Origin of the sequence: Burkholderia sp. IT-111MI5 (assembly GCF_949752865.1) — a bacterium.
Lineage (GTDB): Bacteria > Pseudomonadota > Gammaproteobacteria > Burkholderiales > Burkholderiaceae > Burkholderia > Burkholderia pyrrocinia_C.
In genome coordinates this window covers 145,863-162,081 of record NZ_CATKIF010000003.1, presented here as the reverse complement: position 1 = coordinate 162,081, position 16,219 = coordinate 145,863, and the positions used below count along the sequence as shown (strand labels likewise).

Sequence of the window (16,219 nt, the reverse complement as noted above, 5' to 3'; positions counted from 1 at the left end):
ACGCCTTTTCGTGTGCGCTGCAGCACGCTGATCCGGCGCGCATTGCACGCCCCGCCGCGGCGTCAAACTGAGATAATCGGGCATCCGATTTTCTCAGAACGAATCTGCCGCCAGCATGGCCCGAACCCAAGCCGAACCGCCAGCCAGCCAGCCCGACGCGCGCGCCGCGTGGCTGCGCGACCAACTCGAGCGGGCGAACTACGCCTATTACGTACTCGACCAGCCGGATCTGCCCGACGCCGAATACGATCGGCTGTTCCGCGAGCTGCAGCAGCTCGAAACCGACCATCCCGAACTCGTGACGCCCGATTCGCCGACGCAGCGCGTCGGCGGCGAAGCGGCCGGCGGCTTCACGCCGGTCGTCCACGACGCGCCGATGCTGTCGCTGAACAACGGCTTCGCCGACGAGGACATCGTCGCGTTCGACAAGCGCGTCGCCGACGCGCTCGACAAGACGACCGATCTCGCCGGCTCGGTGACGGAGCCCGTCGAATACGCGTGCGAACTGAAGTTCGACGGCCTCGCGATCTCGCTGCGCTACGAGCGCGGCGTGTTCGTGCAGGCGTCGACGCGCGGCGACGGCACGACGGGCGAGGACGTGACCGAAAACGTGCGCACGATCCGCTCGATCCCGCTGAAGCTGAAGGGCAAGAACGTGCCGGCCGTGCTCGACGTGCGCGGCGAGGTGCTGATGTTCAAGCGCGATTTCGCACGCCTGAACGAACGCCAGCGCGCGGCCGAGCAGCGCGAATTCGCGAACCCGCGCAATGCGGCGGCCGGCAGCCTGCGCCAGCTCGACTCGAAGATCACCGCGCAGCGTCCGCTGTCGTTCTTCTCGTACGGAATCGGCGTGCTCGACGGGATGCCGATGCCCGACACGCACAGCGCGCTGCTCGACTGGTACGAAACGCTCGGCCTGCCGGTGAACCGCGAGCGCGCGGTCGTGCACGGCGCCGACGGATTGCTCGGCTTCTTCCGCAAGGTCGGCGAGAAGCGCGAGTCGCTGCCGTACGACATCGACGGCGTCGTCTACAAGGTCAACCGGCGCGACGAGCAGGAGCGCCTCGGCTTCGTGTCGCGCGCGCCGCGCTTCGCGCTCGCGCACAAGTTTCCCGCACAGGAAGCGCTGACGAAGCTCGTCGCGATCGACGTGCAGGTCGGCCGCACGGGCGCGATCACGCCGGTCGCGCGCCTGGAGCCCGTGTTCGTCGGCGGTGCGACCGTGACCAACGCGACGCTGCACAACGAGGACGAGGTGCGCCGCAAGGACATCCGGATCGGCGATACCGTGATCGTGCGACGCGCGGGCGACGTGATCCCCGAAGTGGTCGGCGCGCTGCTCGACCGGCGTCCGGACGATGCGGCCGAATTCGTGATGCCGACCGAATGCCCGGTGTGCGGCTCGAAGATCGAGCGCCTGCCGGACGAAGCGATCGCGCGCTGCACGGGCGGCCTGTTCTGCCCGGCGCAGCGCAAGCAGGCGCTGTGGCACTTCGCGCAGCGCCGCGCGCTCGACATCGACGGGCTCGGCGAGAAGATCATCGACCAGCTCGTCGAGCTGAATCTCGTGCGCACGCCGGCCGACCTGTTCAATCTCGGTTTCGCGACACTCGCCGAGCTCGACCGGTTCGCCGAGAAGTCTGCACAGAATCTGCTCGACTCGCTCGAGAAGGCGAAGCACACGACGCTCGCGCGCTTCATCTACGGGCTCGGCATCCGCCATGTCGGCGAATCGACCGCGAAGGATCTCGCGAAGCATTTCGGCTCGCTGACGCCGATCATGGATGCATCGATCGACGAACTGCTCGAAGTCAACGACGTCGGGCCGATCGTCGCCGAGTCGCTCCACCAGTTCTTCGCAGAAGAGCACAACCGGACCGTGATCGAGCAGTTGCGCGCGCCGGGCAAGGTCACGTGGCCCGAAGGGCCGCCCGCGCCGAAGGCGCCGCAGGGCGTGCTGGCCGGCAAGACCGTCGTGCTGACGGGCACGCTGCCGACGCTCACGCGCGATGCCGCGAAGGAGATGCTCGAAGCGGCTGGCGCGAAAGTTGCGGGCTCGGTATCGAAGAAGACGGATTACGTGGTCGCGGGCGCCGAAGCCGGCAGCAAGCTCGCGAAAGCCGAGGAACTCGGCATCCCCGTGCTGGACGAAGACGGACTGCACCAACTCCTGGAGGGCAATACGCCATGATTCGCGAGATCCTGAAGATGGGCGATCCGCGCCTGCTCGAAATCGCCAAACCGGTCGAGCGGTTCGATACACCCGAGCTGCACGAGATCGTCGCGGACATGTTCGAGACGATGCACCATGCGAACGGCGCCGGGCTGGCTGCGCCGCAGATCGGCATCGGGCTGCAGATCATCATCTTCGGCTTCGGCAACAACAACCGCTACCCGGATGCGCCGCCGGTGCCCGAGACCGTGCTGATCAACCCGAAGATCGAATACATGCCGCCGGACATGGAAGAGGGCTGGGAAGGCTGCCTGTCGGTGCCGGGCATGCGCGGCGTCGTCAGCCGCTACGCGAAGGTGCGCTACAGCGGCTTCGACCAGTTCGGCGCGAAGATCGATCGCGTTGCCGACGGTTTTCACGCGCGCGTGGTCCAGCATGAATACGACCACCTGATCGGCAAGCTGTATCCGATGCGGATCACCGACTTCACGCGCTTCGGCTTCACCGAGGTGCTGTTCCCGGGGCTCGATCCGGCGGAAGACGACTGAGCGGCACGCGTCCCGTTTCGCGTCGTCCGCCGGAAACAAAAAAGCCCGCGCAAGCGGGCTTTTGCATTGCGTGGCGCACGTCGCGTGCCCGCGGTCAGAACGTCTCGTCGGCCGACAGATAGCGCCATTGCCCCTGCGGCAGCGCGCCGAGCATCACGCGGCCCATCCGCACGCGCTTGAGGCCGACTACGTCGAGACCGACCAGTTCGCACATGCGGCGGATCTGGCGCTTCTTGCCTTCGCGCAGCACGAAGCGCAGTTGCTCGCCGTTCTGCCAGCTCACCATCGCGGGCTTCAGCGCGACGCCGTCGAGCTCGAGGCCGTGGCGCAGCTTCGCGAGCGATTCCGCGGGGAAGTGCTGGTCGATGTCGATGAGCCGTTCGCCGAAGCGCACGCGCACCAGGTACTCCTTGTCGATGTCCGACTGCTCGCCGATCAGTTGCTTCGCGATCCGGCCGTTTTGCGTCAGCACGAGAAGGCCAGTGGAATCGATGTCGAGCCGGCCGGCCGGCGCGAGTGCGTGCAGGTGCTGCGGCGAGAAGCGCAGCGGCGAATGGTCGCCGCTCCAGTGGTTCCCGCGCGTGATCAGCACGGCCGCAGGCTCGTAGCCGTCTTCCGCCTGACCCGATACATAGCCGACCGGCTTGTGCAGCAGGATCGTCACCTGCGCGGCCTGCGCGGCACTTGCGCGCTCGTCGATCTCGATTTTCTGGTCGGCGCGCACCTTGGTGCCGAGCGTGTCGATGCGTTCGCCGTCGACGAGCACCCAGCCCTTTTCGATCCATTCGTCGGCTTCGCGGCGCGAGCACATGCCGAGCTCGGACATCCGCTTCGACAGGCGCATCAGGCCCGTTTCGTCACCGTAATCGGTGTCGGTAGCCTGGCGCTTGACGGGTTGCGCGGTCTTCAGGCCCGCGCCGGACGTGCGGCGCTCGCCGTCGCGTGCGGGGCGAGCCGGGCGGTCGCCGAAGCTGCGCTTCGCGCCTTCGCCGGCTGCCTTGTCGCGATAGGGCGTGCGCTTGGCGTCGTCGGCGCCTGCGCGGCGCGGACGTGCATCGTCGTCGCTGCGGCGGGCCGGGCGATCGGATGACGTACGGCGGTCGCCGAAGCTGCGCTTCGCGCCTTCGCCGGCTGCCTTGTCGCGATAGGGCGTGCGCTTGGCGTCGTCGGCGCCTGCGCGGCGCGGCCGTGCATCGTCGTCGCTGCGACGGGGCGGGCGGTCGGACGACGTACGGCGGTCGCCGAAGCTGCGCTTCGCGCCTTCGCCGGCCGCCTTGTCGCGATAAGGTGCACGCGCGCCACCTTCGGCACCTGCGCGGCGCGGTCGTGCATCGTCGTCGCTGCGACGGGGCGGGCGGTCGGACGACGTACGGCGGTCATCGAAGCTGCGCTTCGCGCCTTCGCCGGCCGCCTTGTCGCGATAAGGTGCACGCGCGCCACCTTCGGCACCTGCGCGGCGCGGTCGTGCATCGTCGTCGCTGCGACGGGCCGGGCGGTCCGAAGGCGGACGGCGGTCGCCGAAGCTGCGCTTCGCGCCTTCGCCAGCCGCCTTGTCGCGATAGGGCGTGCGCTTGGCGTCGTCAGCGCCTGCGCGGCGCGGCCGTGCATCATCGTCGCTGCGACGGGGCGGGCGATCGGACGACGAGCGACGGTCGTCGAAACTGCGCTTCGCGCCTGCGCCGGTTGCGTTGTCACGATAGGGCGCGCGCGCGCCGCCTTCGGCACCCGCGCGGCGAGGCCGCGCATCGGCGTCGCTGCGCCGGGGCGGGCGCGAGTCGGGCTTGCCGTCAGCGCTGCGATAGCCGCGTTCGGCGCCGCCGTCGCGCGGCGCACGCTTGGCCGTTGCGCGATCCGCGCCCGGGCGCTCGGCGCCCGCGGCACCGCGCGGCTTGAACGTGCGTTCGCCGGCGGCTGCCGGGCCCGACGCCTTCTTCGGGCGGGCCGGCTTGTCTGCCGCGGGCGGCGCAGCGGGACGCACCGCCTTGCGGGCGACGAGGCTGCCGGAGCGGACAGGTGCGCGGGTCGGCGACGCCGGCCGCGGATTCTTGACGGTCAATTTGGTGCGCATAAACGCTGGGATTCATTCAGACTGCGATCGCACGCAGCAATTCGGTTTCGAGCTGGATCTGCAGGCGGTTGTCGGACAAGCCGGCGCCCGCGAGCAGGAAGATGTCCTCGACGCGTTCGCCGAGCGTATTGATCCGCGCCGCATGGACGCCGATCCGATGCTCGGCGAGTACGCGCGCGATCGAATAGAGAAGGCCCGGCCGGTCGTTGGCGGACACGGACAGGATGTAGTACTGACCGCGCTCGTCGGCCCGCAGGTCGACGCGCGGCGTGATCGGAAAGGTTCGGGACAGCCTCGACAGGCGGCCCTTGGACGGTTCCGGCAGCGGTGCGGTTTCGGTGAGCCGCGCCGCGAGCTGCTGTTCGACGAGATTCGCGATGTCGCGGTACCGCACGTCGCGTTCGGTCTGCGTGACGATGAAGTTGTCGAGCGCGTAGCCGTGCCGCGTCGTGCTGACGCGCGCGTCGAGCACCGACAGCCCGTTGCGGTCGAAATACGCGCAGATGCCCGCGAACAGGTCGGGGCGGTCCTTCACGTACACGAGCACCTGCAGCGCGTCGCCGATCGGCGACGGCCGCGCGCGGACGATCGCGGTTTCGGCGTTCACGTGCCGGTACAGCACACGCGTCTGCCATGCGATGTCGGCCGCATCGTGACGCAGGAAGAAGCCGACGTCGAGCTGATCCCACAGCGCGCGGTGCGCGTCGTCGGGCACGGTCTCGAGGCGCAGCAGCGCGAGCGCCTGTTCCTGCCGCGACTTCAGCTCCGAGTGTGCATCGGGGTTCGCGCCGCCGAGCACCGCGAGCGTGACGCGGTACAGATCCTCGAGCAGCTTGCCCTTCCACGTGTTCCACACCTTCGGGCTCGTGCCGCGGATATCGGCGACGGTCAGCAGGTAGAGCGCGGTGAGGCGCCGTTCGTTGCCGACGAGTTCGGCGAAGCGCTTGATGACTTCGGGGTCGCTCGTGTCCTGCTTCTGCGCGACCTGGCTCATCGTCAGGTGATGCTGGACGAGCCACACGATCAGCGCTGCGTCGTCGCCGGCGATCCCGTGTTCGCGGCAGAAGCGCCGCGCATCGGCCATCCCGAGCGTCGAGTGGTCGCCGCCGCGGCCCTTCGCGATGTCGTGGAACAGCGCCGCGACATACAGCACCCACGGACGGTCGAAGTTGCCGATCAGCTGGCTGCAGAACGGGTATTCGTGCGCATGCTCGGCGACCGCGAAGCGGCGGATGTTGCGCAACACCATCAGGATGTGCTGGTCGACCGTGTACACGTGGTACAGGTCGTGCTGCATCTGGCCGACGATGCGGCGGAAGTTCAGCAGATAGCGGCCGAGCACGCTCGTCTGGTTCATCAGCCGGAACGCGTGCGTGATTCCTTCGGGCTGCTGCAGGATTCGCATGAACGTGTCGCGGTTCTGCGGATCGCGGCGCCACGCGTTGTTCATGATTTCGCGCGAGTTGTACAGCGCGCGCAGCGTGCGCGCGGACAGGCCCTTCACGCCGCGGGTCGTTTCGTACAGCAGGAACGCTTCGAGGATCGCATCGGGATGGCGTTCGAACACGCCGTCGTCGACGATCTCGAGCATCCCCTGCTTCTCGACGAAGTGGTCGGGCGACAGCACGCGCGTGATGCCGCTCGTCGCGGGGAAGAGCTGCGCCTCGATGTTCTGGATCAGGATCGTCGCGAGCTGCGTGACGGCTTTCGCGGCCCAGTAATAGCGGCGCATCAGCTGCTCGCTCGCGCGCTTGGCCTGCGTCGGCTGGTAGCCGAAGCTCTCGGCGGCCTGCGTCTGCAGGTCGAACACGAGCATGTCCTGGCGGCGGCCGGCGATCACGTGCAGCCGTGCGCGCAGCGTCTTCAGGAAACCCTCGTTGCGGCGCAGCTCGCGCGCTTCGCGATCGGTGATGAGGCCGCGCGTGTCGAGCTCGCGCCAGCTGCTGCCGAAACCCGCCGCGCGCGCGATCCACAGGATCGTCTGCAGGTCGCGCAGCCCGCCGGGGCTTTCCTTCACGTTCGGTTCGAGGCTGTACGGCGTGTCCTGGAACTTCGCGTGGCGCTGGCGCATCTCGAGCACCTTCGCGGTGAAGAACGCGCGGGCGTCGAGCGCCTCGTGGTAGCGCACCGTGAAGCGCTCGAACAGCGCGGTGCTGCCGACGATGCGGCGCGCTTCCAGCAGCGAGGTTTGCACCGTGACGTCCTGCGATGCCTCCTCGATGCATTGCGCGACCGTGCGCACGCTGCTGCCGATCTCGAGGCCGAGATCCCATGCCATCCCGATGAAACGCTCGATGCGCGGGTCGAGCGCCGGGTCGTGCGCATCGGGCAGCAGCACGAGGATGTCGACGTCGGAATAAGGGGCGAGCTCGCCGCGCCCGTAGCCGCCGACGGCGACGAGCGCGAGCGTCGCCGGCAGCCCGCAATCGTCCCACACGCGCTTCAGTGCGTCGTCGGTGAGTTTCGACTGCGCGTGCATCAGCGACGCGACGTTCGTCGCGCGACGAAAGCGCTCGAGCATGTCGGCCTTGGCGGCCTTGAATTCGGCGCGCCGCGACAGCGCGTCGGGCGAGGGGGCGGCGTGAGCGCTCATGGGCGGCCGTTCAGGTGGGGGCGGGGCGGGCTGGCGCGACGGCGCTCAGACTGCGGCGGCCGGTTGCGCGAACACGGGGCGCGCCGGCGTGCCGGCCGACACGGTCAGCACTTCGTAGCCGGTTTCGGTGACGAGCACCGTGTGCTCCCACTGCGCGGACAGGCTGCGGTCGCGCGTCTTGACCGTCCACTGGTCGGGCATCGTGCGGATGTCGCGCTTGCCGGCGTTGATCATCGGCTCGATCGTGAAGATCATCCCGGGCTTCAGCTCGATGCCCGTGCCCGGACGGCCGTAGTGGACGACCTGCGGATCTTCGTGGAACACCGTGCCGATGCCGTGGCCGCAATATTCGCGCACGACGCTGTAGCCCTGCGCTTCCGCATGCTTCTGGATCGCGTGGCCGATGTCGCCGAGGTGCGCGCCGGGCTTGACCTGGTCGATGCCGAGCCACATGCATTCGTAGGTGGTCTGCACGAGGCGCTTCGCGAGGATCGAGCCCTCGCCGACGATGAACATCCGGCTCGTGTCGCCGAAGTAGCCGTTCTTGATCACGGTGATGTCGATGTTCAGCGCGTCGCCGTTCTTGATCACCTTCTCGCCGGGAATGCCGTGGCAGATCACGTCGTTGACCGAAATGCAGGTGGCCTTCGGGTACGGCGGATAGCCGGGCGGCTGGTAGTTCAGCGGCGCGGGGATCGTGCCCTGTTCGTTGAGCATGAACTCGTGGCAGAGGCGATCGAGTTCGGCGGTCGTGATGCCCGCGACGACGTGCGGCGTGATGAAGTCGAGCACTTCGCTCGCGAGACGGCAGGCGACGCGCATCTCGGCGATATCGTGTTCGTTTTTGAGCGTAATAGTCATCGAGGTATGCCTGGAATGCGGTGAATTGATGGATTATCGCACCTTATGGCGGGCGTCGCAGCCCCTGCCGGCCGTGCCGATGCGGGTTTTCGCGGATTGTCCGGCCGGCTGCCGCACGGCAAGCGAAAGTGGTGAGCGACTTGAGAGCCGACAACTCGGCGTGCTATACTCTTTGGCTAAGTCGATATCCAAATGCCGAGTTTGCCCCATGTTGGGGCGGCATCGCGGTGACAGGCTTACGGCACGGGCGTTTTGCACGTGCCGAATCGCAAGCCGGCGCAACCAGGGTGCCGGCCGCGCGGAATTCTCTGCCTTCGGGGCAGGTTCGCGCGGCGGTACGGCGGCCGGCTTAAGACCCAACCCTCGTGGAGAATTCACATGGCAGTTACGATGCGCCAAATGCTGGAAGCGGGTGTCCACTTCGGTCACCAGACGCGCTTCTGGAACCCGAAGATGGCACCGTTCATTTTCGGTCACCGCAACAAGATTCACATCATCAACCTCGAAAAGACGCTGCCGATGTTCACGGACGCACAGAAGTACGTGCGCCAGCTGGCAGCGAACCGCGGCACGATCCTGTTCGTCGGCACGAAGCGCCAGTCGCGCGACACGATCGCCCAGGAAGCGCAGCGCGCGGGCATGCCGTACGTCAATGCACGCTGGCTCGGCGGCATGATGACCAACTTCAAGACGCTGAAGGTGTCGATCAAGCGCCTGAAGGACATGGAAGCGGCCGTCGAATCGGGCGAAACCGAGAAGATGAGCAAGAAGGAAGCGCTGCTGTTCGAACGTGAAATCGCTAAGCTGCAGAAGTCGATCGGCGGCGTGAAGGACATGGGCGGCATTCCGGACGCAATCTTCGTCGTCGACGTCGGCTACCACAAGATTGCCGTCACCGAAGCGAACAAGCTGGGCGTGCCGGTCATCGCCGTGGTCGATACGAACCACTCGCCGGAAGGCGTGGACTACGTGATCCCGGGCAACGACGACTCGAGCAAGGCAGTCGCGCTGTACGCGGAAGGCGTGGCCGACGCGATCCTGGAAGGCCGTGCGAACGCGGTCAACGAAGTGGTCCAGGCAGCGCGCGGCGACGACGAGTACGTCGAGGAAAACGCGTAACTGGCCCCGAGCCGGCGCAAAAAGGGGGCTCTCAACAGGCCCCCTTTTTTTAAGCTTGTGCGCCGGACCTGATCGCGCCGAATCGGCGCGGGTCCGGAAACGAATCTCGGCCGTTCGCGTCCAAGCGGGCGGCGTTGTGAATACAGACTCAAGGAGCGAATGATGGCGGCAATTACCGCAAGCATGGTGGCAGAACTGCGCGCGAAGACCGACGCACCGATGATGGAGTGCAAGAAGGCGCTGACGGAAGCCGACGGCGATCTGGCCAAGGCTGAAGAGCTGCTGCGCGTCAAGCTCGGCAACAAGGCGAGCAAGGCGGCATCGCGCGTGACGGCCGAAGGCGTCGTCGCATCGTTCGTCGGCGGCAACGCAGGCGCGCTGGTCGAACTGAACTGCGAAACCGACTTCGTCGCGAAGAACGACGACTTCCTCGCATTCTCGAAGACGGTCGCCGAACTCGTCGCGACGCAGAACCCGGCCGACGTGGCCGCGCTGTCGGCGCTGCCGCTCGAAGGCTCGACGGTCGACGCAGTGCGCCTGGCACTGATCGGCAAGATCGGCGAGAACGTGTCGATCCGCCGTTTCGTCCGCTTCGAAACCGCGAACAAGATCGCAACGTACCTGCACGGCGCGCGCATCGGCGTGATCGTCGAGTACACGGGTGCGGAAGAGCAGGTCGGCAAGGACGTCGCGATGCACATCGCGGCAATGAAGCCGGTCGCGCTGTCGTCGGCCGACGTGCCGGCCGAGCTGATCGAGACGGAACGCCGCGTGGCGGAGCAGAAGGCCGCGGAATCGGGCAAGCCGGCCGAGATCGTCGCGAAGATGGTCGACGGTAGCGTCCAGAAGTACCTGAAGGAAGTGTCGCTGCTGAACCAGACGTTCGTGAAGAACGACAAGCAGACGATCGAGCAGATGCTGAAGGCAGCGGATTCCGCGGTGCAGAAGTTCGCGCTGTTCGTCGTCGGCGAAGGCATCGAGAAGCGCCAGGACGACTTCGCCGCCGAAGTGGCCGCGCAAGTCGCAGCAGCAAAGCAGCAGTAAGCAGTCAGGCAGTACCCGCGGCGGGCGTCCGCTCCGCCGCGGCCGGCGGCGCCGCCGGCCGGCCGGGAACCCCGGTCCGACCGTCGGCGCTTGCCCGAATCAGTATTTCGCCCCTACAGTTCGTGGTTGTCATCCTCTCGTCGCTCGGAAGCCCCTATGTCCAATGCCTATAAACGCGTCCTCCTCAAACTCTCCGGCGAAGCGCTGATGGGCGACGATGCCTTCGGCATCAATCGCGCGACGATCGAACGGATGGTGGCCGATATCGCCGAAGTCGTGCGTCTCGGTACGCAGCTGGCGGTCGTGATCGGTGGCGGTAATATTTTCCGCGGCGTCGCGGGCGGCGCGGCCGGCATGGACCGCGCGACTGCCGACTACATGGGGATGCTCGCGACGATGATGAACGCGCTGGCGCTGCAGGACGCGATGCGCCACGCCGGCATCGAGGCGCGCGTGCAATCCGCGCTGCGGATGGACCAGGTCGTCGAGCCGTACATCCGGCCCCGCGCGATCCGCCAGCTCGAGGAAGGCCGCGTCGTGATCTTCGCGGCCGGCACCGGCAACCCGTTCTTCACGACGGACACCGCCGCGGCACTGCGCGGCTCGGAAGTGGGCGCCGAGGTCGTACTGAAGGCGACCAAGGTCGATGGCGTATATTCTGCCGATCCGAAGAAGGATCCGTCGGCCACGCGCTACACGACGATCAGCTTCGACGAGGCGATCAGCCGCAACCTGCAGGTGATGGACGCGACGGCGTTTGCGCTGTGCCGCGACCAGAAGCTGCCGATTCGCGTGTTTTCGATCAACAAGCCGGGCGCGCTCAAGCGCATCGTGCTGGGCGAGGACGAAGGTACGCTCGTCCACGTGTAAACTCCCGCGGATGCGGGTCATTGGCCGTGGCGCGCAGGATGCGCCGGGCAGGACCCGCGTTCTTTGAAGGTTTGAAGGTTCGGAGGTTGAAATGAGTGTCGCTGATACCAAGAAGGGCGTCGAGCAGAAGATGCAGCGCTCGATCGAAGCGTTCAAGAATGATCTGGCAAAGATCCGTACGGGCCGTGCACACACCGGTCTGCTCGATCACGTGCAGGTCGACTACTACGGGTCGATGGTGCCGATCTCGCAGGTCGCGAACCTGACGCTGGTCGACGCGCGCACGATCGGCGTGCAGCCGTGGGAAAAAAACATGGTCGCGAAGGTCGAGAAGGCCATTCGTGAAGCCGATCTGGGCCTGAACCCGGCAACGGCCGGCGACCTGATCCGCGTGCCGATGCCCGCGCTGACGGAAGAGCGCCGCCGCGAGCTGACCAAGGTCGTCAAGAGCGAAGGCGAAACGGCCAAGGTCGCGATCCGCAACCTGCGCCGCGACGCGAACGAAGCGCTCAAGAAGCTCGTGAAGGACAAGGAAATCTCGGAAGACGACGAGCGCCGCGCGAGCGACGACGTGCAGAAGCTGACCGACAAGCACGTTGCCGAAATCGACAAGCTCGTGCAGACCAAGGAAGCCGAGATCATGACGGTCTGACGACCGTCCTCGCGCGCCGCCTTCTTCCCGCATTACTGTCTCAACGGCCATGACCTATACCAGCTCTACCGTTCGCGTGCCTGACGTCGGCGTCGTGCCGCGTCACATCGCGATCATCATGGACGGCAACGGCCGTTGGGCAACCGAACGCCGCTTGCCGCGCGTCGCGGGGCATACCCGCGGCGTCGATGCCGTGCGGGCGGTGGTCGAAGGCTGCGCGCGCGCCGGCGTCGAATACCTGACGCTGTTCGCGTTCAGTTCGGAAAACTGGCGCCGGCCGAACGACGAAGTGTCGTTCCTGATGCGGCTCTTCATCACCGCGCTCGAGCGCGAGGTGGGCAAGCTGCATGCGAACGGGATCCGCCTGCGTGTCGTCGGCGATCTCGACCGCTTCGAGCCGCGCATCCGCGAACTGATTCGCCGCGCCGAGACCAAGACGGCGCGCAACACCCGTCTTACGCTCACCATCGCTGCCAACTACGGCGGCCGGTGGGACATCCTGCAGGCGACGAAGAAGCTCGTCGAGCAGGCCGTGCGCGAGGGTCGCGAGGTCGAAGTGACCGAGGACGCATTCGCGCCGCACCTGGCGATGGCCTATGCGCCGGAGCCCGATCTCTTCATCCGCACCGGCGGCGAGCAGCGCGTCAGCAACTTCCTGCTGTGGCAGCTCGCGTACGCCGAATTCTATTTCACCGACAAATACTGGCCGGATTTCGACGGCGCGGCACTGGCCGACGCGATGGCGTCGTATACCGAGCGTGAGCGCCGTTTCGGGCGCACGAGCGCGCAGCTCGAACCGCAATCGCAGAACGCCGACTCCCTTTCATGCTGAAAACCCGTGTGATCACGGCGATCGCGATGCTGGCAGTGCTGCTGCCGGTGACGCTGTTCGCGCCGCTCGCCGCGTTCGGCGCGCTGATCGGCGTCGTGCTCGTGTTCGCCGCATGGGAATGGGCGCGCCTGCTGAAGCTCGGCGGTGCCGCCCCGGTCGTCTATGCGGTCGTCGCGGCGCTCGCGCTGGCGGCCACCACGCCGCTCGGCATCGATGCGACTGCGTCCCGTCCCCTTTTCATGGCGGCCGGCGTGTTCTGGCTGCTGGTCGGCCCGTTCGCGCTGCGGCGCAAGCCCGAACTTGCGGGCGGCGTCTGGCGGCCGTTCCTGCTGGCGGCCGGGTTGATCGTGTTCGCGGCCTGCTGGCATGCGCTCGTCGCGGCGCGCGCGCAGGGCGTGCCGTTCGTGCTGTCGCTGCTTCTGGTCGTCTGGCTGGCCGATATCGGCGCATACTTCGCGGGCAAGGCTTTCGGAAAGCGTAAACTGGCCATTACGATCAGTCCCGGCAAGAGCTGGGAAGGCGCGATCGGCGGCTGGCTTGCGGTGATGGTCGTCGCCGGTGTCGCGACGGCCGCGCATGCTTTCGAGCCGACCCTGTTTTCTGCATTCGCCGTGCGCTACGGAATGCCCGGTGCGTGGGCCGCGCTGACGCTGCTGGTCGCGTACAGCGTGATCGGCGACCTGTTCGAGTCGTTGCTGAAGCGGCAGGCCGGTGTGAAGGATTCGAGCGGACTGCTGCCTGGCCATGGCGGCGTGCTCGACCGTGTCGACGCGCTGCTGCCGGTGCTGCCGCTCGCGATGCTGCTGCTTGGTTAAACCATTATCTCTGTTATGCAAAAACGTCTGACATTGCTCGGTTCCACGGGCTCGATCGGAGACAGCACGCTCGACGTGGTCGCGCGCCATCCCGAGCGCTTCTCGGTCTACGCGCTGACCGCGCACCGCAACGGCGACAAGCTCGTCGAGCAGTGCCTGCGCTTCGCGCCTGAAGTGGCGGTGGTCGGCGATGCCGCGACGGCCGCACACGTCGAAGCGAAACTGCGCGCGGCGGGCAGCAAGACGACCGTGCTGCACGGGCCGCAGGCGCTCGTCGACGTGTCGAGGAGCGACGGCTGCGACACGGTGGTCGCGGCGATCGTCGGCGCGGCAGGCCTCGTGCCGAGCCTCGCGGCCGCGCGTGCCGGCAAGCGGATCCTGCTCGCGAACAAGGAAGCGCTCGTGATGTCGGGCGCGATCTTCATGGACGCCGTGCGCGACCATGGCGCGATCCTGCTGCCGGTCGACAGCGAACACAACGCGATCTTCCAGTGCATGCCGCGCGATGCGGGCGAGCACGGCGGGATCTCGAAGATCATCCTGACCGCGTCGGGCGGCCCGTTCCGCACGCGCGAGCCGGCCACGCTCGTCGACGTGACGCCGGACGAGGCGTGCAAGCACCCGAACTGGGTGATGGGCCGCAAGATCTCGGTCGATTCCGCGACGATGATGAACAAGGGTCTCGAGGTGATCGAGGCGCACTGGATCTTCGGGCTGCCGGGCGACCGGATCGACGTGCTGATCCATCCGCAGAGCGTGATCCATTCGCTCGTGTCGTACCGCGACGGCTCGGTGCTCGCGCAGCTCGGCAACCCCGACATGCGCACGCCGATCGCGCATGCGCTCGCGTTTCCCGATCGCGTCGATGCGGGCGTCGACCAGCTCGACCTCGCGCAGATCGCGCAGCTGTCGTTCGAGAAGCCCGATTACGCGCGCTTCCCGTGCCTCGCGCTCGCGCTGAAGGCGCTTGAGGAAGGCGGCATCGCGAGCGCCGCATTGAACGCGGCGAACGAAGTTGCGGTCGAAGCGTTTCTCGAGCGCCGGATCGGCTTCATGGCGATCGCGGCGACGGTCGATGCAGTGCTCAACGCGCTGCCGAACCGCGCGCCCGACGGGCTCGACGACGTCCTGGCGGCGGATGCCGAGGCACGCCGCCTCGCCGCCGCGATCATTGCAAAAGCGCCTGCGCCCCGCGTGGAGCGTACTGTCTGAATGGAGTGCTCATGAACGTGCTGGTCGAACTGATCGCGTTTGCGGTGGCGATCGGGGTGCTGGTCGTCGTGCATGAGTACGGACATTATCGCGTCGCGCGCTGGTGCGGCGTGAAGGTGCTGCGTTTCTCGATCGGCTTCGGCCAGCCCGTCGCGCGCTGGGTCAGCCGCAGGACGGGCACCGAGTGGACGCTGTCCGCGCTGCCGCTCGGTGGCTACGTGAAGATGCTCGACGAGCGCGATCCGGGCCCCGGCATCAAGCCCGAGGAGCTCGGCCAGGCGTTCAACCGCCAGTCGGTCTACAAGCGCATCGCGATCGTCGCGGCCGGGCCGATTGCGAACTTCCTGTTGGCAATCGTGCTGTTTTCCGTCGTATTTGCGTCCGGCGTGACCGAGCCGGCCGCGATCGTCGCGCCGCCGGCCGCCGGCACGGTGGCGGCCCGCGCAGGCTTCGACGGCAGCGAGACGATCGTGTCGATCCGCAACGCGCGCGTAGGCGATGCGCAGGGCGGCGAGTCGGAGCCGGTGCGGTCGTGGTCGGACCTGCGCTGGAAGCTGCTGGCGGCCGCGTTCGATCATCGCGAGATCGTGCTCGGCGCGCGAGACGGCGGCGCGACGTTCGATTTCCGCGTCGACCTCCGCAATGTTCCCGAAAGTCAGCTCGATGACGATTTCATGACGCACCTGGGCTTCGAGGCCGGCGGCGGCACGTTGTCGGTCGCGTCGGTGCAGCCCGGCAGCGCGGCGGAGCAGGCGGGCCTGAAGGCCGGCGACAAGCTGGTCGCGCTAGACGGCAAGCCGATCGGCGGCGCATCGCGCTTCATCGATTCCGTCAAGCACCATGCGGGCAAGGCGCTCGACCTGCGGATCGAGCGCGACGGCGCCGCGCAGACGGTATCGATCGTGCCGCAGATGCAGCGCGACGACGAATCGGGGCAGCAGGTCGGCCGGATCGGCGCGGCGCTGTCGATGCACGCGCCGTCCGTCGACGTGCGCTACGGGCCGATCGAGAGCCTGCGGCTCGGCGTGCGCCGCACGTGGGACATCTCCGTGTATTCGCTGCGGATGTTCGGGCGGATGATCACGGGCAACGCGTCGCTGAAGAACCTGTCCGGCCCCGTGACGATCGCCGACTACGCGGGCAAGAGCGCACGGCTCGGTCCGTCGGCGTTCCTGTCGTTCCTCGCCCTTGTCAGCATTAGCCTTGGCGTCCTGAACTTGTTGCCGATTCCCGTTTTGGACGGGGGGCATCTGTTATATTATGCGGTTGAAGCCGCGACCGGGAAAGCCGTCTCGGAGCGCTGGCAACTGATTCTGCAAAGAGCCGGGTTGATCTGCATCGTCGCGTTGTCGGCGATCGCGCTGTTCAACGATCTGGCTCGGCTAATCCATTTCTGAAGCGTCAGGCGGCCGCCGCTGGGCAGTCGCCCGAT

The 16,219-nt window shown here is 67.1% G+C and carries 13 protein-coding genes; 10 read left to right on the top strand and 3 right to left on the bottom strand.

Annotated elements, in window-relative coordinates; all coding sequences use genetic code 11:
* Positions 1–115: 115 nt before the first annotated feature.
* Together ligA and def are read left to right on the top strand one after the other, a co-directional pair.
* Positions 116–2,191 carry an NAD-dependent DNA ligase LigA gene (gene ligA / locus ACM6JT_RS02745; protein WP_131947358.1) on the top strand — a complete coding sequence of 692 codons (2,076 nt, stop codon included), beginning with the start codon at positions 116–118 and terminating at the stop codon, positions 2,189–2,191.
* Complete coding sequence (def, locus tag ACM6JT_RS02740) at positions 2,188–2,721, top strand: peptide deformylase (protein WP_034184740.1); 534 nt, start codon at positions 2,188–2,190, stop codon at positions 2,719–2,721. The genes ligA and def overlap by 4 nt, the downstream gene beginning before the upstream one ends.
* Before the next feature lie 94 nt (positions 2,722–2,815).
* On the opposite strand, the gene ACM6JT_RS02735 is transcribed toward def, so the two are convergent.
* The 3 genes from ACM6JT_RS02735 to map are packed head-to-tail and all read right to left on the bottom strand — an operon-like array spanning position 2,816 to position 8,243.
* Complete coding sequence (locus ACM6JT_RS02735; protein ID WP_414855942.1) at positions 2,816–4,789, bottom strand: pseudouridine synthase; 1,974 nt, start codon at positions 4,787–4,789, stop codon at positions 2,816–2,818.
* A 16-nt stretch (positions 4,790–4,805) separates the two neighbouring features.
* Complete coding sequence (locus ACM6JT_RS02730; protein WP_414855941.1) at positions 4,806–7,382, bottom strand: [protein-PII] uridylyltransferase; 2,577 nt, start codon at positions 7,380–7,382, stop codon at positions 4,806–4,808.
* A 45-nt stretch (positions 7,383–7,427) separates the two neighbouring features.
* Positions 7,428–8,243, bottom strand: a complete 816-nt coding sequence (map, locus tag ACM6JT_RS02725; RefSeq protein ID WP_034184742.1) for a type I methionyl aminopeptidase — start codon at positions 8,241–8,243, stop codon at positions 7,428–7,430.
* Between the two features lie 378 nt (positions 8,244–8,621).
* Here map and rpsB point away from each other — a divergent pair, with 378 nt between their 5' ends.
* From rpsB to rseP, 8 genes are all read left to right on the top strand, one after another.
* The gene (gene rpsB, locus ACM6JT_RS02720; RefSeq protein ID WP_011352461.1) at positions 8,622–9,362 is read left to right on the top strand and encodes a 30S ribosomal protein S2; all 741 of its coding nucleotides are present in this window, start codon (positions 8,622–8,624) and stop codon (positions 9,360–9,362) included.
* Between the two features lie 162 nt (positions 9,363–9,524).
* Positions 9,525–10,406 carry a translation elongation factor Ts gene (gene tsf, locus ACM6JT_RS02715; protein WP_034184758.1) on the top strand — a complete coding sequence of 294 codons (882 nt, stop codon included), beginning with the start codon at positions 9,525–9,527 and terminating at the stop codon, positions 10,404–10,406.
* 156 nt (positions 10,407–10,562) lie between these two features.
* Positions 10,563–11,276 carry a UMP kinase gene (gene pyrH / locus ACM6JT_RS02710; protein WP_006402648.1) on the top strand — a complete coding sequence of 238 codons (714 nt, stop codon included), beginning with the start codon at positions 10,563–10,565 and terminating at the stop codon, positions 11,274–11,276.
* 91 nt (positions 11,277–11,367) lie between these two features.
* Complete coding sequence (gene frr / locus ACM6JT_RS02705) at positions 11,368–11,928, top strand: ribosome recycling factor (RefSeq protein WP_021159105.1); 561 nt, start codon at positions 11,368–11,370, stop codon at positions 11,926–11,928.
* Between the two features lie 49 nt (positions 11,929–11,977).
* Positions 11,978–12,760, top strand: coding sequence for a polyprenyl diphosphate synthase (gene uppS, locus ACM6JT_RS02700; RefSeq protein WP_006478494.1), 783 nt, complete (start codon positions 11,978–11,980; stop codon positions 12,758–12,760).
* Positions 12,754–13,575 (top strand): phosphatidate cytidylyltransferase, encoded by an 822-nt coding sequence (locus ACM6JT_RS02695; RefSeq protein WP_034184743.1) that lies wholly within the window; start codon positions 12,754–12,756, stop codon positions 13,573–13,575. Before uppS ends, ACM6JT_RS02695 begins: the two co-directional genes overlap by 7 nt.
* A gap of 15 nt (positions 13,576–13,590) precedes the next feature.
* The gene (locus ACM6JT_RS02690) at positions 13,591–14,787 is read left to right on the top strand and encodes a 1-deoxy-D-xylulose-5-phosphate reductoisomerase (RefSeq protein WP_034184744.1); all 1,197 of its coding nucleotides are present in this window, start codon (positions 13,591–13,593) and stop codon (positions 14,785–14,787) included.
* Between the two features lie 11 nt (positions 14,788–14,798).
* On the top strand, positions 14,799–16,184 hold the full coding sequence (gene rseP / locus ACM6JT_RS02685; RefSeq protein ID WP_175749924.1) for an RIP metalloprotease RseP: 1,386 nt from the start codon (positions 14,799–14,801) through the stop codon (positions 16,182–16,184).
* The last annotated feature ends 35 nt before the right edge of the window (positions 16,185–16,219 follow it).